Source organism: Furfurilactobacillus milii (assembly GCF_009864005.1).
GTDB classification, from domain to species: Bacteria; Bacillota; Bacilli; order Lactobacillales; family Lactobacillaceae; genus Furfurilactobacillus; species Furfurilactobacillus rossiae_B.
In genome coordinates this window covers 62,941-81,751 of sequence record NZ_WEZQ01000020.1, presented here as the reverse complement: position 1 = coordinate 81,751, position 18,811 = coordinate 62,941, and the positions used below count along the sequence as shown (strand labels likewise).

The following is an 18,811-nucleotide window of genomic DNA, read 5'->3' as shown; positions in this document are numbered from 1 at the left end:
GAAGCACGCTGAATCCACGAATTGCGTGTCAAATTTCAAACCAGTATACTAACACTGTTGAAAAGAAATGAGGTGACCGCAGTGGGGTGGACAAATCAACTATTAATTCAAATTCTAACATTGATATTACTGTACATCATTCTGTCAGTGTTACGAATGATTTCTAAAAATAATTGGCCGACATGGATTCATCCACTTGATGTGTTGTTGCCAGTGTTAATTGTAATGAGCGCCATCGTGTTATCTGCAGTGAGTGTGCGGCCGTTATTTCTTTGGGCCGTGACACTGTGGTTGATTATTGGTGTGGGTGTGGTGTGGCGAACTTTTCGTGGCCGTCAACTCGTTCGCTACCGTACGTTTTTATTGATTTATTGGCGTGTGAGTGATTTAGTATGGCTGGTGATTTATATTTTAGCGATTATTGGTGCCATTATTCACCACTAAAGAGCGTGTATTTGAATATTTTTACCCACCAATCCCCACTTTAGGAGAGGTGAGTTTAAAGGGTCGTGAAAGACTGCTGAAATAGCATTCTTTCACGGCTCGTTTTTTTTGCAGCCACGTTCTGTGACAAAATTACTACATTTTTTCTAAGTACGTGGTGAATAGTGGGGGATTGTGGTAGACTTTTTTATAGCGAGAAGGATGATTGATTTAACTGTTGTTAAACCGTTTTCATTCGATTTTCACAGCGTCAGTTGACTTAAAAAATGGAAGGGATGGTGATCGAGCGTGTTTATCGGAGAATTTCAACACAATGTTGACGATAAAGGTCGTCTTATCATCCCAGCTAAGTTTCGCAATCAACTCGGCGAAAAATTTATGGTTACTCGTGGGATGGATGGCTGTTTGTTTGGCTATCCAGAAGCAGAATGGTCTGCGTTGGTCGAAAAGACCCAGACATTATCGTTAACTAAACGTGACGCACGTGCATTCTCTCGTTTCTTGTTTTCTGGCGCGACAGAGTGCGAATTCGATAAACAGGGCCGCATCAATATTCCGACTCCGTTACGGAACCACGCAAAACTGACTAAAGCCTGTGTCATCGTTGGGGTTTCTGACCGGTTTGAAATTTGGGACGCTGACACATGGCAACAGTACAATGAGTCAACCGAAGCTAACATCGACGATATTTCGGAATCAATGGGCGACTTTGACTTTTAGGTTTTAAATAATTGAGCACTTAACACGATGGCTTTAACACAGGATACGCAAAGGAGGGGTGACATGGCAGAATTTAATCACGTAACTGTTTTGTTGAATGAAGCAGTTGCAGGTTTGGCCGTGAAACCCGACGGTATTTATGTGGATTGCACATTGGGTGGCGGTGGTCATTCTGCAAAGATTCTTTCAGAATTAACGGCCGGTCATTTATATGCTTTTGATCAAGATGAAACGGCCTTAGCATACAATCGCCAAAATTTGGCAACTGCAATTGCTAACAACCAGGTAACCTTGATTCAAGCTAACTTTCGAAATATTACTCAGGAACTCGCTGAGCGAGGCGTTCGACATGTGGATGGCGTGTTATATGATCTCGGCGTGAGTTCGCCACAGTTTGATGACGCGCAACGTGGCTTTAGTTACAGGTTGGACGCACCCCTAGATATGCGGATGAATCAGGAACAGGATTTGTCCGCCATGCAAGTCGTTAACGAATGGGATTACGCGCAGTTGGTTCGTATTCTATATCGTTATGGCGAAGAGAAGTTTGCCAAACAAATTGCCCGAAAAATTGAGCAACAACGTGCGGTGGCGCCGATTGAAACAACCCTTCAGCTAGCTGACCTGGTTAAATCCGCTATTCCAGCCGCGGCTCGCCGTCATGGTGGTCATCCAGCAAAGAAGACATTTCAGGCCATTCGGATTGCAGTTAATGATGAATTGGGTGCGTTGGAAACATCGTTAGAGCAAGCCTTAGCACTCTTGAATCCCGGTGGCCGCATTAGTTGCATTACGTTTCAGTCCTTAGAAGATCGGTTAGTTAAAACGATGTTTAAGGAGCAAACAACGGTGCCAGAATTGCCAGCAGGATTGCCAGTGATTCCAGCAGACATGCAACCGGATTATCACCTGATTACACGTAAACCGATTGAGGCCAGTGAGGCTGAGTTAGCCGCTAACCGTCGGGCACACAGTGCTAAGCTGCGTGTGATCGAGCGCAATGAAACAAATACCGATTCAAAACAGCCATTGTTGAGGTAGTCGTTAGGTAAATTAGCCGTTTGTCATTACATTAAAAAATCGTCTGTCGTCCAGACTTACATAGTTAAGGAAGTTGATTAACATGGCACAGAATTTAGCACAGTCACAACCATATGAGCAGCCTAGTGTTGCCAAACCGCTCCGTCAGCCCCAATCGGTTGAACAGCCAGCCATTCATCAGAAACGGCTCCCAATTTCAGGATTCGAGATTCTATTGAGCATAATTTGTGGTATTGTTGTTGTGTGTTTCGCCGTGAACATCATTCATTCTCAAATCGAGATTACGAATGCACAGCGTAATTTACAAACGACACAAACACAGTTGACAAAGGTCAATAATGCCAATGCTTCCGCAACTCAGGAAATTAGCGAGTTGTCCAGCCGTTCTCGATTGGACGCAGTGGCACAGAAAAATGGGTTGACCTTAACCAGCCAAAACATAAGGAATGTCAGTAAATAATGAATAAAGATTCCAAACGAATGTCCAGTCCAGATAACACCCGTTCAAACAGACGTCACTTCGGTAACGTATTGCTTGTTGCAATTCTTGCGGTGTTTATCCTGCTGGGCGTTCGTTTTGTTTATATTGCAGTTGGCAAACATGTGCAGCATGTGAGTTTGTCCAAACAAGCACAGGCGCTCTACACCGAACAGCAAACGATTCACGCTAAGCGGGGGACCATTTATGATGCTGACGGCAATCCAATTGCAATGGACACCAATACGTACACGGTGTATGCCGTGCTAAACAAACATCAGGTCTCAACTACGGGCAAACCGCTTTATGTAACAGACAAAGATAAAGTGGCTAAGGTACTTAGCAAAACGCTCAACATGAGCTCGAGTGAGATTTTAAAGATTCTAAACCCTAGTAATAAAAACACCTTCCAGGTGGAGTTTGGCTCGGCTGGTAAGGATTTGTCTGTGGCAACTAAACAGGCAATTCAGAAAGCTAATCTAAATGGAATTGCCTTTACGACACAAAGTGCACGGTTATATCCTAACGGGATTTTTGCTAGTCATATGATTGGTTACGCACAGCCGACCACCTTGGCCAACGGGGCTAGCTCATTGATTGGCAAAATGGGGATTGAACAGCAGTTGAACCGGCAGTTATCTGGTGAAAATGGTGTTAAGCAAATTAAACACGATTCGTTAGGCTACACATTGCCCAATTCACAGCGGAATAAACGCAGTGTGAAGAACGGTGACAATGTGTATACAACATTGAATCCTGATTTGCAGAACCTGTTAGAAAATCAAATGCAGATTTTGTACAGCAAGTTGCAGCCTAAAAATATGGTCGCTATGATGGTTGACACTAAGACTGGCAAAATCTTGGCGGCTACCCAACGGCCAACGTTTAATGCGTCAACGATGCAGGGCCTGGGTGATCAGTGGAATGACTTACTGGTTTCGGATCCTTATGAACCTGGCTCGACCATGAAGAGCATGTCCTTAGCGGCGTCAATCGACTCTGGCAACTTCAAGGGTAGTGATACCTATCAATCTGGTCGATATAAGATCGGTAACGCCGTGGTTCCTGACTGGAATCCAGCAGGTTGGGGCACAATTACTTATTCCAAAGGATTTGATCTTTCTAGTAACGTGGCGATGGCTCATTTGGAACAACAAATGGGGGCCAGTACTTGGAAAAAGTACATTCAGAATTTTGGCTTCTTAAAATCAACGAACAGTGGTTTGCCAAATGAAGCACATGGCACCATGCAATTCACGCAACCAATCGAGCAGGCTAACACAGCGTTTGGTCAAGGGATTACCGTGACACCAATGCAACTCATGCAGGCGTACACGGCTATAGCTAACAACGGGAAGATGTTGAAGCCGTACTATATCAACAAGATTGTTGATCCCAATACCGGCAAGGTCGTTTATCGTGGTAAACGGCAGGTTGTTGGCAATCCAATTAGTGCTGAAACGGCCAAAAAAGTGCGTCAACACATGACGGACTACGTTTACAAATCTTACGGGATGGGGAAAGACTTCAAGATTGCTGGCTACAAAGTGGCGGCCAAGACCGGGACGGCCCAAGTGGTTGGTGACAATGGTCAATACATGGACGGAATGGATTCGACTTTGAACTCTGTGATAGGGATGGTTCCCGCGAAGAATCCTCGTTACTTGATGTACGTGACCGTTAATCAGCCTAAGAAGGTGCCGGACAAGCTGATTACACAGTGGGAAAACGATGTCTTTAGTCCCGTCATGACAGAAGCGTTAGCGATGGACAAGGATACGGCATTACCAGGGAAAGCAACCAGCACAAAGGTGCCGAAGCTAGTGGGCACAAACGTTGATGACGCTAAACAGCAAGTTAGTGACCTTTCACTGACGCCGGTAGTGATTGGTGATGGCAGCAAGGTCACGGCACAGTCTCCTTCTGAGGGCAAAAAGACGCTGACCAATCAACGGATTTTCCTTCGTGCCGGGGACAACCTGACGATGGCAGATATGAAAGGCTGGTCAATGGGTGATGTCCTTGAATTTGCCAAGCTAACGGGCTTGTCAGTGCAAACTTCTGGTAGTGGATATGTGACAAGTCAAAGTTTGCCGGCTGGCCGCACCATCCAGGAAGGAACCGGTGTGACTGTGAAATTTAAGTAACACCGCAATTGTTTTCGTGTAAAATAAAAGAGTGATGCCGAAGCTCGGGAAGGTCCGAGCAACAACGTAAAGGTGGCAGTGTGCAAGCGCACTTTGCTTGTGGGGTGACAGCTTTGGGTTGTGCACAGGGCCTTGAGCGACAGGTGCACGTTTAAGAAGAGTGATGCCGAAGCTCGGGAAGGTCCGAGCAACAACGTAAAGGTGGCAGCGTGCAAGCGCACTTTGCTTGTGGGGTGACAGCTTTGGGCTGTGTACAGGACCTTGAGCGACAGGTGCACGTTTAAGAAGAGTGATGCCGAAGCCCTGGGAGAAGCTGAGCAATAACGTGGAAGACGAAGCATTCGGTGGATTTCCGAATGAGGTGGCTTTCGGGTTATGCGCAGGCTTCTGGGCGACAGGTGCACGTTTAAAAGAGTGATGCCGAAGCTCGGGCAGGTCCGCGTAGCAACGTAAAGGCCTTAACTTCGGCAGTGTATTTAAAAGCGGATTGTCCTAACAACCGCACAATTAAAGGGGTAAGTAGAGTTATGCAAGTTCGTATTTGGCTTTGGTCGTTAATCATTGCGTTTGCAGTGACCGCAATTTTTCTACCATTTTTGATTCGTTATTTCAGAGCACACGGCGAGGGCCAAACGATTTGGGAAAAAGGCTTGAGTTGGCATGAAAAGAAAAATGGCACGCCGACAATGGGTGGTCTGATGTTCATTACTGCCAGTGTTGTGGCAACATTAATTGTTGGTATTTGGCAACACGTGTTGAATGGTAGTGCTGGAATTCTTCTATTTACGTTAGTATTCTACGGATTACTAGGGATGTGGGATGATTCTATTAAGGTGTTTAACCGTCAAAACGACGGGTTAAAGGCCTGGCAAAAAATGCTTGGACAGATTGTTGGCGCCATTGTTTTCATCATTGTGTTCTCTTATGAAGGCTTTTCAATGAGTCTTCGCGTTCCATTCATTGGTGACGTTCCTTTAGGCGTCGGCTATGTCTTGTTTGCCATTATTTGGTTGATTGGCTTTTCAAACGCTGTTAACTTAACGGACGGTTTAGACGGTTTGGCAACAGGGCTTTCAATCATTGCATTCCTGGCCTATGGCATTATCGCGCAACATCAGCGTCAATATGGCGTAATGGTTTTCTGTTTGACGGTGGTTGGTGCGTTGGCTGCCTTCTTGATTTGGAATCATAAGCCTGCCAAGATTTTCATGGGTGACATGGGGTCGTTGGCGCTTGGCGGCGCGTTGGCAGCTGTGTCACTGCTGCTTCACCACGAATTATCCTTGTTATGGGTCGGTGGCGTGTTTGTCATTGAAACAGCAACAGTCATGATTCAGGTGAGCTATTTCCACATTACGCATGGCAAACGGTTGTTTAAGATGACACCGATTCATCACCAGTTTGAATTAGACGGATGGGGTGAATGGCGGATCGATCTTACTTTTTGGGCAATCGGTGCCGTGTTTGCCGCAACTGGTGTATGGGCAATGTGGTAAACATCGTTTTGTTATTTAAATGCGGAAACCTCCGCAGTACATATAAGTTTTTATGCCGATCATGTTAAGGGGTATCCCGTCATGATCGGCATCGTGGTATGGTTAAACTAATATAGAAGAGAAAAGGGCGATCAGTGTGAAGCAAGTAACAACGTATGAGAATGAGAAGGTATTGGTTTTAGGATTAGCTAAGAGTGGGGTGAATGCGGCCCGGTTGCTCAAAAAACTAGGTGCATTTGTCACAGCTAATGATGCTAAACCGTTTGATGAAAACCCGGATGCTAAGGAACTGGTTAGTGATGGCATCAAAGTAGTCACGGGGAGTAATCCGGTTTCATTGCTGGACGAAGACTTTAGTCTGATTGTTAAAAATCCAGGAATTCCTTATTCAAATCCGCTGATTCAAGCTGCTCAATCGCGCAATATTCCAATTATCACAGAGGTAGAGTTAGCTGCCCAAGTTAACGACGCAGAGCTTATTGGCGTGACCGGGACAAACGGCAAAACGACCGTTACCACAATGATTACCGAAATGTTGAATCAAGATCGTCCAGTGGGGAAGGCTAAATTTGCCGGCAATATTGGTGTGCCAGCCAGCCAAGTTGTCCAAACTTTGTCTAAGGATGATGTGATGGTGACTGAACTGTCCAGCTTCATGTTAACGGGTATTAAAACGTTGCACCCACACATTGCTGTGATCACAAACATGTACACAGCTCATATTGACTGGCATGGCAGCCGTGAAGCTTATGTAGCTGCAAAAATGCGGATCACGATGAATCAAACGGCCGATGACTTTTTGGTGATGAATTGGGATCTGCCTGAACAGCATGAATTAGCAAAGCAATCCAAGGCACAGATCATTAAGGTTTCCCGAAAGGGCGCAACTGGTGCGGATGCTTACGTTGCAGATGGTCAATTAATGTGGCGGGGTGAAGCTATCTTACCGGTTGACCAAATTAACGTACCCGGGATTCAAAATGTTGAAAATGCCTTAGCTGCCTTAGCCGCTGCTAAAGTGGCTGGTCAAAGTAACGCAGCGATTGCCACCACCCTAAGTCATTTCAATGGTGTGCGGCACCGTTTGCAATATGTATTAACCTACAAGGATCGCAAATTCTATAACGATTCAAAAGCAACTGACATTGAAGCTACGCAAATGGCCTTACGCGGTTTTAACCAGCCCGTTGTGTTGATGGCTGGTGGTTTGGACCGTGGTTTTACATTTGATCGGTTGGTTGACGATTTGAAAGCGCACGTTAAGGCTGTTGTGTTGTTTGGTCAAACAAAAGACCTGCTAGCTGACGCAGCTAAAAAGGCTGGGATTACAGAAATTCACTTTGCCGAGGATGCGGTTGAAGCAGTTCCCGAAGCTTACAAGTTGAGTCAACCTGGGGATGTTGTGTTACTGTCACCAGCCAATGCTTCTTGGGATCAATTTCCTAGCTTTGAAGTACGGGGCGATAAATTCATTAAAGCAGTTGAACAACTTAGTGGAGAAAAGGAGCAACAGGCATGAGGTTAATGGTATCTGGCGGTGGTACCGGTGGTCATATTTATCCGGCATTAGCGCTTATTGATGACTTGGTCGCCAAGGACCCAACGGCGAAGGTTTGTTACGTCGGCACGCACCGTGGATTGGAAAGTAAAATTGTGCCTGCCCGCGGGATTCCGTTTGAAACGATTAAACTACAAGGTTTTTCTCGCAAACTGAATTGGCACGGACTGACGACCAACATTGAAACGGTAAATTTGTTTTTGCGCGGTGTTCATGATGCACGCAAAATCATCAAGGACTTTCAGCCGGATGTTGTGGTCGGCACTGGTGGCTACGTGAGTTCTGCAGTTTTATATGCGGCTAGTCGTATGCATATCCCAACGTTAATTCATGAGCAAAATTCAGTGGTCGGTGTGACAAACAAGTTCTTGTCACATTTCGTTGATCAAATTGCCATTGCGTTTGAAGATGCTCGAAGTCAATTCCCTGACAAAAAGGTGATTTTTACAGGTAATCCGCGAGCACAGCAAGTAGCTCAAATGCATAGTGACTTTCAGTGGGACAGTTACGGCTTGCAGAATGATGTGCCGACATTGCTTATTTTCGGTGGCAGTCAGGGTGCATTAAAAATCAATGCGGTAAGTGAACAAGCAATTCCTAAGTTTAATGATCGGCACTATCAGGTTGTGTTCGTGACGGGTCAAAAGCGTTATGACGACGTTATGGCTCAAATGAAGAAAGATGACATCACACCAGCAGCTAATGTTGTTGTGAAGCCTTACATCAGCAATATGCCGGAAGTGTTGCCACGCGTTGCCGCCATCGTTGGCCGGGCCGGAGCCACCAGTCTGGCTGAAATCACGGCGTTAGGGATTCCCTCAATTTTAATTCCGAGTCCTTACGTTACTAATGATCATCAAACCAAGAACGCCCGTAGCTTGGTCAATGTCGGTGCTGCGGAAATGATTACCGAGGATAGTTTGACGGTCGATCATTTAATGAGTGTCGTGGATCAGTTGATGAAGGATGATGACAAACGTCAGCAAATGGCGGTTGCCGCTAAAAAGATGGGTGTGCCTGATGCGGCTGATCAATTATTGGCAGCAGTCATTAAGCTGACACACCAAAAATAAGTCGTTTAATAGATGTGTTTAACGTTTATAGATTGAACAATAGAGGAGGTGGCGGCCATCGCTAACCGTGTTGAATTGAACAAACGACCGCCCCGCCATCGGTGGTTTCCCTGGCGCAAGAAAAAACGAACAATCAGTGTCGTGAAGGGTGAATCACAAAAGAGCGATAAAGGTTCCAAAAAAATACCCAAACCGATTAAAAAATCGTTACCCAAAACGCCACGTCCCGATGCGCAGAATCGTCACAGACGCAACGTGATGACCAGCGGGTTTATGACAGTGATTGTGATCCTTGCGATTATTGGTTCACCGTTGTTTTCACTGAGCAAAATTAGTGCGCCTGCAACCCGCAATTTGACAGGTACACAAATTGTCCGTGCGAGCGGGTTACAGGTGGGTCAGCCGCTGTGGACTGTCTGGGGTCATCAACAGAAAATTTTTAACACGGCTAAGGCAAATAACGATATGATTCATCATTTGACGATTTCTCGTGATGGTTTCCGCAGTGTTAAGTTGAACGTCGAAGAGTATCGCCAAGCAGGATATCTGTTGCGTAAGGGGAAGTATTACGTTGTTATTGAAAATGGCCGGATCCTATCAACTGCTTTATCTCGGCCAGTAGCTGGTTATCCTGTGTACAGTGGTTTTAGTCACGATGATACGTTTGCAACCGTGATCAAACAGTATGCTGGATTAAGTAGTGATATCAAGCGGGGCATTTCACAGATTGATTTGTCACCGACGAAGAGTAATCCGGAACGCCTTCATATGTTCATGAATGATGGCAATGAGGTTTATGCGACAGCCGCCACGTTTGGCTCAAAGATGAAATATTATCCGGAGATTGTTGCCCAGATGAACGGGAAGGGCATCATTAATCTCGAGGTTGGTGCCTACTCTTATCCATTTGGATTCGATGACAATGCTGTTTCAAGCAGTGACAGTACCAACTTGAGCTCGCAAAACACCGCTGCTGGCAGTGTGGTAACAACGACTGGCAATGCAGCTAGCAGTGCCGTCAATCAACAAAGTTCGCACTAAGTTGACGACAATTTAGTCATGATTTTGCCAGAATAGAAAAAATTGTTTAAAACGCCGTTCTTATGCGGCGTTTTTTTAAATCCGGGTGCGAAAGAGCGTCTAAGTATGGTAAACTTTTAATTAATTGGTGTCGGAGCGAAAACGCTGTGATTCGCCATGTAACTGCAAAAATATGAAACTTAAAATGGACTAAATTTCATGAAACAAAAAAAGTAAATGGGAGGTTCCGGTAGGATGGATAATGCGGAAATTTTCGTTGGGCTAGACATTGGAACCACCGCGATTAAGGTCATTGTTGCTGAAAGCAATAATGGTGAAATGAATGTAATTGGCGCTGGCACGCAACCGTCACGTGGTCTTAGCCGTGGCGTGATTGTTGATATTGACCAGGCTGCAGGTGCGATTCACGCAGCGATTGAACAAGCTGAACAAAAGGCTAACGTTCACATTGACTCTGTGATTTTAGGCATTCCGGCTAATCAACTCAAAATCGAACCGGCAAGTGGCATGGTAGCCGTTTCAGAAGGCAACCAGACCCGTGAAATTACAGATCGCGATGTTCAGAACGTGACGAATGCGGCGCTTTTGCAAAGCTTACCACCTGAACGTGAGATAATTTCAATTACGGCGGACGAGTTTGTAGTTGATGGATTCGACGACATTCAAGATCCCCGTGGCATGATGGGTGTTCGTCTGGAAATGCATGGCACTATGTATACTGGTCCTAAGACTATTGTGCACAACGCCAAAAAGGCTGTTGAACAAGCTGGGTTGCATGTTGCAGATGTCACGGTTACACCCGTTGCTTTGGGCCAAACCGTGTTGAACGACGGTGAACAAGACTTTGGTACAGTGATCATTGATCTTGGTGGTGGACAGACCACTGCTGCGGTTATTCATGATCACAAGTTAAAATACACGACCGTTGATCAAGAAGGTGGTAACTACATCACCAAAGATATTTCAGTCGTGTTAAACACTTCACTGGCAGATGCTGAAAAAATAAAGCGGGATTACGGTTTTGCCAACACCGAGGATGCTAGTGATAAAAATCAATTTCCAGTGACTGTCGTTGGTCAAAGTAAACCTGTTCAAGTTAGCGAAGAGTATTTGGCAGAAATTATTGAAGCTCGATTACAACAAATATTTGAAACGATTCGGGCTTCATTAGATGAGGTTTCCGCGTTAGAATTACCAGGTGGTGTGGTCTTGACGGGTGGCGTTGCTGCCTTGCCTGGGATCGTTGAACTGGCTGAGGATATTTTGGGTGTTAACGTGCGGATTTACGTTCCTGAACAAATGGGGTTACGGCATCCGCAAAATGCGACTGCTTTATCCTTGATTACGTATAGTGGCCGTCAGTCAGAAACTCGCCGCTTAGTGAAGGATGCATTGATGGGCGAATTTGTGGCCCAGACAAGTCAGGTACCGGTATCCGATGGACGCACACAACGTCAGCAGGTTGCTAATGAAGCGAGTCAACAACCGTCAGCAAAACCTAAGGCGCCAAAGGAAAAGAAATCTCGCACGAACCGTGTTGGTGATTTTATCCGCAACTTCTTTGATTAAGTATTTGGAGGAACCATAAATGGAAAACGCAGTGGACCAGAGCCAACCAATTGGCGCAAAAATTAAGGTCATCGGTGTTGGTGGCGGGGGTAGTAACGCCGTCAATCGAATGATCGATGAAGAAGTGGCCGGTGTTGACTTTATCGTGGCTAACACTGACTTACAGGCATTGAACGCAAGTAATGCCGCAACGAAGATTCAATTAGGACCAAAACTCACTCGTGGGTTGGGTGCAGGTTCTAATCCAGAGGTTGGTCAAAAGGCTGCCGAAGAAAGTGAAGATGCCTTAGCAGAAGCACTCGCTGGCGCTGACATGATTTTTGTCACCGCTGGTATGGGTGGTGGTACTGGGAATGGTGCCGCACCTGTCGTTGCTCGGATTGCTAAGGAACAGGGCGCTTTAACGGTTGGTGTTGTAACTCGGCCATTTACCTTTGAAGGACCTCGTCGTGGCCGTTTTGCTGCTGAAGGGATTGCCAATTTAAAGGAAAACGTTGATACACTGATCATCATCGCCAACAACAGATTGTTGGAAATGGTTGATAAGAAGACGCCGATGATGGATGCCTTTAAAGAAGCTGATAACGTGCTTCGTCAAGGTGTTCAGGGTATTTCAGACCTGATCACATCACCTGGTTACGTTAACTTGGACTTTGCCGATGTTAAGACAGTGATGCAGGATCAAGGGACAGCACTGATGGGCATCGGATCGGCATCTGGCGAAAACCGGACTGCTGATGCTACTAAAGCGGCGATTTCGTCACCACTTCTGGAAGTTGCTATTGATGGTGCGCAACAAGTCTTGCTTAACATCACCGGTGGCCCAGACTTATCCTTGTTTGAAGCCCAAACAGCTTCAGACATCGTGGCACAAGCCGCAACCACTGACGTTAACATTATTTTTGGGACATCAATTGATGAAAACTTGGGCGATGAAGTGCGGGTCACTGTTATCGCCACTGGTATTGATCACAAAAAAGCCGGTGCACGTCAGGAAAACAAGGGTGGTCGTACGCCATTTGACAGTACGCCAGCTGGTTCTGCTGGTTCAGCAGCGCCGAGCGAAGCGGCACCCGTTAACAACGATCCGTTTGGTAACTGGGACATCCGTCAGCAACCAACGACAAACAACCGTCCAGTTAGTCAACAGGCTGACAGCAGTGAGTTTGCCGGTGTTGAAAAACCAGATTTTGACGTCTTCAATGCTTCTGCTGCAAGCTCAGAAAGCAGTAGTAGCGATGACCAAAGCGAAGATGATGGGTTAGATTTACCACCGTTCTTACGTCGTCGTCGGAATCGTAATAAAGACTAAACCTTGCTATTTAGGTAAAGTTCAAGTCAAAACACTTGCGGTCTGTTGTAAAAATCGTTAATTTAATGGTAACTTCAGGTCACTCATGCATTGAGTGACTTTATTGTTAGAGGGGATGAACATGGCATTTAGCTTTAGTAATTTCTTTGGTACTGATGAACTTGATAATCAACCGACACAACAGCAAACGGCCGATAAGACGGTGAGTTCACCGTCTTCTGTCAATGGTCGTCGACCAGCTAAGGTTGTGGACATGAGTGGCCGAAGTGCGTCAACCAATCATATTGCGTTGTTTGAACCCCGGATTTATTCTGACGTGAAGGGAATTGCGCAACAATTATTAGAAAATCAGGCGGTAATCATTAACTTTGATAAGTTAGATGATCAGTCCAGCAAACGGATCGTTGATTTTTTGACAGGAACAGTGTTTGCCATTAGTGGAGAAATAAAGCGGGTCGGCGATACAATTTTTCTGTGCACGCCCAATAATTTCGAAGTTTCTGGTGATCTGAGTTCTCGATTTGATCAGGATTCTTCGGCTTTTAAGTAGGCTACAATGGAACCGTCGCGAATGGAGAAACGTAAGTGATTAGTTTTTTATTTACCATCCTTAACTGGGGTTTTGAGTTATACACGTTTGCAATCATTGTTTACGTGTTGTTATCGTGGTTTCCCGGTGCCTATGCGACATCATTTGGGCAGTTTTTAGCAAGAATCTGTGAACCTTATCTACGACTTTTTGATTTCATTCCCCCAATCTTTGGTTTAAGTTTTGCACCGGTCGTCGCAATTATCGTGCTGGGTTTAGTACAATACGGATTGTTTGGCGTATTGTCGACGGTTACGAGTTTTTAGGAGTAAACTATGGATGTTCAGGAGAATATTAATCAACATTTCCGACCTGAAGAAGCCCCGTTCATTACAGAGGCAGAAACATGGATTGCGACTGCGGTTAGTCAGTATCGACCGTATTTAACCGGTTTTCTCAATCCACGCCAAATGTATATTTTGCAGACGTTGGTTAATGGTCAGGATGGCGTTCGGGTTCACTTTAATGGTGGTTACTCATCGGCAGAGCAACAGCGCGCGCTTGTTTATCCTGATTATTATGTGCCACAGACGACTGATTTTGAGTTACAATTATTTGAAATCGTTTATCCAACCAAGTTCGCGGAATTACATCATTCACAAATTTTAGGCACTCTTGCCAATTTGGGGATTGATTCAACAATTTTTGGCGATATTGTTTCGGATGACGGTATCTGGCAGGTGTTTGTTGCTGCAAATATGGCTTCGTTTTTTAAGCTTCAAGTTGACCACATCGGCAAGATCAAGGTTCACCTCAGCGAGCGGGCATTGACCGATGTGGTTTTACCCAAGATTGATTGGGAGCAGGCGTCTGGTCTGGTTGCTTCACTGCGACTCGATGCAGTCGTCGCTGAGGGCTTCAATTTGTCACGCAATCGTGTCAAAAGCATTATCGAAAATGGTGATGTGCGGCTAAACTGGATGACAAATCAACATCCCGATGCAGCGCTTGGGGCTGGCGACATGATTTCAGTGCGTCACTTTGGTCGGGTACGGTTAGATGCCGTAAATGGTAAAACTCGTAAAGATAAAACAAAAATCGACTTGTCAGTCGTGCGTAGTTAATTTATGCTTAGGAGTGTATGAAAACGTAAGTTAATTACGGATTTCGTTTCGGATGGAGGAAGTCACTATGGCATTAAGTCCAATGGATATTCACAATAAAGAGTTTACACGTAAGGGGCGTAATGGTTACGCCGCTCAGGAAGTCGATGATTTCTTAGATGAAGTTATCGCCAGTTATCAACAAGTTTTGAACCAAAATAAAGACTTGCAGGATCAACTTGATAAAGCCAACCATAACTTGAGTCAATACGATGAAATGAAGAACTCATTGAATCAATCAATTTTGGTTGCACAAGAGGCTGCTGACAAAGTTAAGCAGGAAGCTAATACTCAAGCTAACAGTGTTTCTCGTGAGGCTCAACAACAGGCTCAGGCCGTTGTGGCTGAAGCTCAGGCTAAGGCTGGTCAGATTACTTCTGATGCAGCTAACAACGCTGCTCGCTTGAACAACGAAAGTAACGCCTTACGTGAAGAAACGAAGACGTTCCAATCACGTTTGGCCGCTATGTTGCAATCACAATTGGATCTTGTTCATTCGGACAACTGGAATGAATTATTGCAGCCAACTGGTTTAGAAAGTTATCCTGAATTACAGGATGCAATTTCGAAGACACGTCCATCACATTTGGCATCGTCACCAGCAACCGTTGGTCAAACATCACCAGCACCAACCAGCGATAATTCACCGGTAACTGCTGATCAACCACAAACGGTTGTGATCTTCCCTGAAAACAGTGGTACTGGCAGTAACGCAAGTGAGGCGCAATCAGTAACGCGTGACGCTGAATCTACGTCAGCATCAGATGACCCAACTAAATAATTATTCATTTGAACACTAAAAACAATGCTTAATCGGCGTCCGAACAGCGAGCTGACATTATGGTGAGAGTTTAGCCGGCACCGTCGTTTAAGTTATCATTTTAGGTAATGCTGTTCTGAACGCTGTCATTGGTAGTAAGAGCAACCGGCGCCGTCCGCTATCCGGAAATAAGGAGTTTGGCTAATTGTTAACGCCATCGTCGCATTGTGTTGATGATTGACTTTTCAATGGCTACAGCTAAACTCAAACTTAGGTGGTACCACGATAAACTCGTCCTGATTAGATACAGGACGAGTTTTTTTATTTGATGTCATTCTAGTGGTGCCAGATGTTAACCACGATTTTAAATTAACTAAGGAGGACGATTAAATGCGCATTAAAGAGACCTTGAACCTGAATAAAACAGGTTTTCCGATGCGGGGCAATTTACCCGTTACGGAAGCTCAACGTCAAGCATTTTGGGCTGAAAATAAAGTGTATGAACAGCGTCAAAAATTAAATGAAGGGAAACCAACGTTTGTACTCCACGATGGTCCGCCATACGCCAATGGTGACATTCATATCGGTCATGCGATGAATAAAATCAGCAAAGACTTTATTGTTCGCTACAAATCGATGAGTGGCTACCGTGCACCTTACGTTCCTGGTTGGGATACGCATGGTTTGCCAACGGAACAGGCACTGACGAACCAAGGTGTCGATCGGAAGTCAATGTCGACCGCCGAATTTCGTGAGCTTTGTCGCAAATTTGTGCTTAAAGAAATTGACAAGCAACGGAATGGTTTCAAACGTTTAGGGGTGGCTGGTGATTGGGATCACCCATACATTACCTTACAGCCCGAATATGAAGCTGCCCAAGTTCGTGTCTTCGCTGAGTTCGTGAAGAAGGGCTACATCTTCCGTGGACAGAAACCAGTTTACTGGTCATGGTCCTCAGAATCTGCTTTAGCTGAGGCTGAAGTTGATTACAAAGATGTTGAATCGCCATCGGCATTCTTTGCTGAACAAGTGAAGGATGGGCACGGCTTATTAGATGACAACACTTACTTCGTTGTATGGACAACCACGCCATGGACAATTCCAGCTTCAGAGGGGATTACGGTTGATGCTGGGTTTGATTACGCTGTTGTACAGCCAAAGGGTGAAACACGGAAGTTTGTCGTTGCTGAACAACTGCTCAGTTCGGTTTCTGAGACGCTTGGTTGGGAAGACGTTAAGACGTTGCAAACCTTGAAGGGTGCCCAACTTGAGAAGATGACTGCTCATCACCCATATTATGATCGTGATTTACTGGTCATGAACGGTAACTTTGTAACACTGGACGCTGGGACTGGATTGGTCCACACAGCACCTGGTTTTGGGGAAGATGACTTCAATGTCGGAACTAAGTACGGCCTGCCTGTCTTTTCACCAGTTGATGGTCAAGGGAAAATGACTGCCGATGCGCCTGGTTTTGAAGGTGTCTTCTACGAGGATGCTAATCAAATCAGTTTGGACAAGCTTAAGGAAAAAAACTTGTTACTTAAATACATGCCATATACGCATAGTTACCCATTTGACTGGCGGACGAAGAAGCCGATCATTTTCCGGGCAACACCACAATGGTTTGCCAGTGTTTCCGCCTTCAGACAAGACATTTTGGATGCTTTAGATGATGTGAAATTCTACCCAGATTGGGGCAAACGTCGTCTGTATAACATGATCAAGGATCGTGGCGATTGGGTTATCTCACGTCAGCGGGCCTGGGGTGTTCCATTACCAATTTTCTACGCCGAAGATGGCACGCCAATCATGACACCAGAAACAATTGACCATGTTGCTGATCTTTTCGCCAAGCATGGTTCCAACTATTGGTTTGAACATGATGCTAAAGAATTGTTGCCTGATGGCTTTACCTCTGAGCACTCGCCAAATGGTCAGTTCACGAAGGAAACCGACATCATGGATGTTTGGTTTGATTCTGGTTCCAGTCACCAAGCTGTGCTGGCAGCGCGGCCTGAATTGACGTATCCTGCTGACCTCTACCTTGAGGGATCAGACCAGTATCGTGGCTGGTTCAACTCCAGTTTAATTACGTCTGTTGCGGTTTCTGGTAAGGCACCGTACAAGGCTGTTATGAGCCAAGGGTTTACGTTGGACAAAAACGGCAAGAAGATGAGCAAGTCGATCGGAAATACGATTGCACCTGACGAAATCATCAAAAAGATGGGTGCTGAAATTCTCCGTTTGTGGGTCGCATCTGTTGACTCATCTGCTGACGTGCGGGTATCAATGGAAAGCTTCACGCAGATTTCCGAAAGCTATCGGAAGTTACGGAACACAATGCGGTTCATGTTGTCGAACGTAACTGACTTTGATCCCGCCAAGAACACGGTACCTTACGCTGACTTGGCTGGTGCGGACCGTTACCTGCTCAGCCGGTTGAACGACTTGGTAGAACAGGTGCGCGCAGATTATGAGAAGTACGACTTCATTGATTTATACAAACTGCTCTTATCATTTGTAACCAATGATTTATCAGCCTTCTACCTTGATTTTGCCAAGGATATTTTGTATATCGATGCAGCGGATTCAAAGACGCGTCGGAGCATGCAAACAGTGCTTTATCAAGTGTTGGTTCGGATGACGACCTTGATGACGCCACTATTACCACATACGGCTGAAGAAATCTGGCCATTTTTGCATGAAAAACCAGAATTTGCGCAATTAGCGGAAATGCCAAACGTAGAACCTGAATGGCAAAATGAGGCTCTGATCGGTCGCTGGGCGGACTTTATGACGTTACGTTCCGACGTCCTGAAGTCACTTGAAGAGGCGCGTGATGCTAAGCTGATTGGCCGTCCAATGGAAGCTGCGCTGGATCTGTATGTGAGTGATCATAATGCTGAGATGCTCGAACATTTACACAGTAACGTGGCACAGCTGCTCATTGTGTCTCAACTTCAGGTTCACCCGTTGTCAGAAGCACCGGAAACGGCTGACAAGTATGAAGACGTTGCGGTCGTGGTCAGCCATGCCACCGGGGATGTTTGTCAACGATGCCGGATGATCAAGCAGGACGTTGGTTCTGACGATGCTTATCCAGCCTTATGTGCCCGTTGTGCAAAGATTGTTCGTGCTGAATATCCTGAATCAGTTACTGAAGGATTAGAGAAGTAGGCTTTTTGTAAATGATCTTCACATGATTAGGATTGGGTAATTAGATCAGATAAGGTATTTCTGAAAATGATTCCTGATATAAAAAAGATTTCATTCCTGTTTTGATTGGGAATGAAATCTTTTTGGTTTAAAGACTAAAGTGATCCTTTTAGGGACAAATTTTTTGATTCGGATTCAAACGGCCCCGCCAATTAATAACTTACATTGTGTAAGTCGTTTGACCATGCAAAATACAGTTAAGGTGTTACAATAGCTTCGGTAAAAGAGTGATTGAGATTGTTATTGAGGGAAAAGCTCGAT

Annotated in this window: 16 protein-coding genes; all 16 read left to right on the top strand. The window is 45.3% G+C overall.

Features of this window, described 5'->3' with window-relative positions; translation table 11 throughout:
• Nucleotides 1–81: 81 nt before the first annotated feature.
• The 16 genes from GB993_RS11440 (at nucleotide 82) to ileS (ending at nucleotide 18,511) form a co-directional block, all read left to right on the top strand.
• Nucleotides 82–444 (top strand): DUF3397 family protein, encoded by a 363-nt coding sequence (locus GB993_RS11440; RefSeq protein ID WP_161000971.1) that lies wholly within the window; start codon nucleotides 82–84, stop codon nucleotides 442–444.
• 288 nt (nucleotides 445–732) lie between these two features.
• A complete protein-coding gene (gene mraZ, locus GB993_RS11435; protein WP_017262806.1) occupies nucleotides 733–1,164 on the top strand; it encodes a division/cell wall cluster transcriptional repressor MraZ in 432 nt (143 codons plus the stop codon).
• 63 nt (nucleotides 1,165–1,227) lie between these two features.
• The gene (gene rsmH, locus GB993_RS11430) at nucleotides 1,228–2,205 is read left to right on the top strand and encodes a 16S rRNA (cytosine(1402)-N(4))-methyltransferase RsmH (protein ID WP_161004395.1); all 978 of its coding nucleotides are present in this window, start codon (nucleotides 1,228–1,230) and stop codon (nucleotides 2,203–2,205) included.
• A gap of 82 nt (nucleotides 2,206–2,287) precedes the next feature.
• Nucleotides 2,288–2,665 (top strand): cell division protein FtsL, encoded by a 378-nt coding sequence (ftsL, locus tag GB993_RS11425; protein WP_161004394.1) that lies wholly within the window; start codon nucleotides 2,288–2,290, stop codon nucleotides 2,663–2,665.
• Nucleotides 2,665–4,830, top strand: a complete 2,166-nt coding sequence (locus GB993_RS11420) for a penicillin-binding transpeptidase domain-containing protein (protein WP_161004393.1) — start codon at nucleotides 2,665–2,667, stop codon at nucleotides 4,828–4,830. Before ftsL ends, GB993_RS11420 begins: the two co-directional genes overlap by 1 nt.
• A 527-nt stretch (nucleotides 4,831–5,357) precedes the next feature.
• A complete protein-coding gene (gene mraY, locus GB993_RS11415) occupies nucleotides 5,358–6,326 on the top strand; it encodes a phospho-N-acetylmuramoyl-pentapeptide-transferase (protein WP_161004392.1) in 969 nt (322 codons plus the stop codon).
• 136 nt (nucleotides 6,327–6,462) lie between these two features.
• On the top strand, nucleotides 6,463–7,845 hold the full coding sequence (gene murD / locus GB993_RS11410; protein WP_161004391.1) for a UDP-N-acetylmuramoyl-L-alanine--D-glutamate ligase: 1,383 nt from the start codon (nucleotides 6,463–6,465) through the stop codon (nucleotides 7,843–7,845).
• Nucleotides 7,842–8,957, top strand: coding sequence for an undecaprenyldiphospho-muramoylpentapeptide beta-N-acetylglucosaminyltransferase (gene murG, locus GB993_RS11405; RefSeq protein WP_161004390.1), 1,116 nt, complete (start codon nucleotides 7,842–7,844; stop codon nucleotides 8,955–8,957). The genes murD and murG overlap by 4 nt, the downstream gene beginning before the upstream one ends.
• Before the next feature lie 48 nt (nucleotides 8,958–9,005).
• Entirely contained in the window at nucleotides 9,006–9,998 is a 993-nt protein-coding gene (locus GB993_RS13205; protein ID WP_161004389.1) for a cell division protein FtsQ/DivIB, read from the top strand.
• Between the two features lie 234 nt (nucleotides 9,999–10,232).
• On the top strand, nucleotides 10,233–11,567 hold the full coding sequence (ftsA, locus tag GB993_RS11395; RefSeq protein WP_161004388.1) for a cell division protein FtsA: 1,335 nt from the start codon (nucleotides 10,233–10,235) through the stop codon (nucleotides 11,565–11,567).
• A 19-nt stretch (nucleotides 11,568–11,586) separates the two neighbouring features.
• Complete coding sequence (ftsZ, locus tag GB993_RS11390) at nucleotides 11,587–12,879, top strand: cell division protein FtsZ (protein WP_161004387.1); 1,293 nt, start codon at nucleotides 11,587–11,589, stop codon at nucleotides 12,877–12,879.
• Between the two features lie 121 nt (nucleotides 12,880–13,000).
• Complete coding sequence (locus tag GB993_RS11385) at nucleotides 13,001–13,429, top strand: cell division protein SepF (RefSeq protein ID WP_161004386.1); 429 nt, start codon at nucleotides 13,001–13,003, stop codon at nucleotides 13,427–13,429.
• A gap of 35 nt (nucleotides 13,430–13,464) precedes the next feature.
• Nucleotides 13,465–13,734, top strand: a complete 270-nt coding sequence (locus GB993_RS11380; protein ID WP_161000961.1) for a YggT family protein — start codon at nucleotides 13,465–13,467, stop codon at nucleotides 13,732–13,734.
• A 9-nt stretch (nucleotides 13,735–13,743) separates the two neighbouring features.
• The gene (locus GB993_RS11375) at nucleotides 13,744–14,532 is read left to right on the top strand and encodes a YlmH family RNA-binding protein (RefSeq protein ID WP_161004385.1); all 789 of its coding nucleotides are present in this window, start codon (nucleotides 13,744–13,746) and stop codon (nucleotides 14,530–14,532) included.
• Between the two features lie 67 nt (nucleotides 14,533–14,599).
• Nucleotides 14,600–15,352, top strand: a complete 753-nt coding sequence (locus tag GB993_RS11370) for a DivIVA domain-containing protein (RefSeq protein WP_161000959.1) — start codon at nucleotides 14,600–14,602, stop codon at nucleotides 15,350–15,352.
• A 369-nt stretch (nucleotides 15,353–15,721) separates the two neighbouring features.
• Nucleotides 15,722–18,511, top strand: a complete 2,790-nt coding sequence (ileS, locus tag GB993_RS11365; protein WP_161004384.1) for an isoleucine--tRNA ligase — start codon at nucleotides 15,722–15,724, stop codon at nucleotides 18,509–18,511.
• Nucleotides 18,512–18,811: the final 300 nt, after the last annotated feature.

Coding starts and splice junctions, on each gene's coding strand:
- rsmH (WP_161004395.1), top strand. CDS start 1,228: ATGGCAGAATTTAATCACGTAACTGTTTTGTTGAATGAAGCAGTTGCA.
- ftsL (WP_161004394.1), top strand. CDS start 2,288: ATGGCACAGAATTTAGCACAGTCACAACCATATGAGCAGCCTAGTGTT.
- GB993_RS11420 (WP_161004393.1), top strand. CDS start 2,665: ATGAATAAAGATTCCAAACGAATGTCCAGTCCAGATAACACCCGTTCA.
- mraY (WP_161004392.1), top strand. CDS start 5,358: ATGCAAGTTCGTATTTGGCTTTGGTCGTTAATCATTGCGTTTGCAGTG.
- murG (WP_161004390.1), top strand. CDS start 7,842: ATGAGGTTAATGGTATCTGGCGGTGGTACCGGTGGTCATATTTATCCG.
- ftsA (WP_161004388.1), top strand. CDS start 10,233: ATGGATAATGCGGAAATTTTCGTTGGGCTAGACATTGGAACCACCGCG.
- ftsZ (WP_161004387.1), top strand. CDS start 11,587: ATGGAAAACGCAGTGGACCAGAGCCAACCAATTGGCGCAAAAATTAAG.
- GB993_RS11385 (WP_161004386.1), top strand. CDS start 13,001: ATGGCATTTAGCTTTAGTAATTTCTTTGGTACTGATGAACTTGATAAT.
- GB993_RS11375 (WP_161004385.1), top strand. CDS start 13,744: ATGGATGTTCAGGAGAATATTAATCAACATTTCCGACCTGAAGAAGCC.
- GB993_RS11370 (WP_161000959.1), top strand. CDS start 14,600: ATGGCATTAAGTCCAATGGATATTCACAATAAAGAGTTTACACGTAAG.
- ileS (WP_161004384.1), top strand. CDS start 15,722: ATGCGCATTAAAGAGACCTTGAACCTGAATAAAACAGGTTTTCCGATG.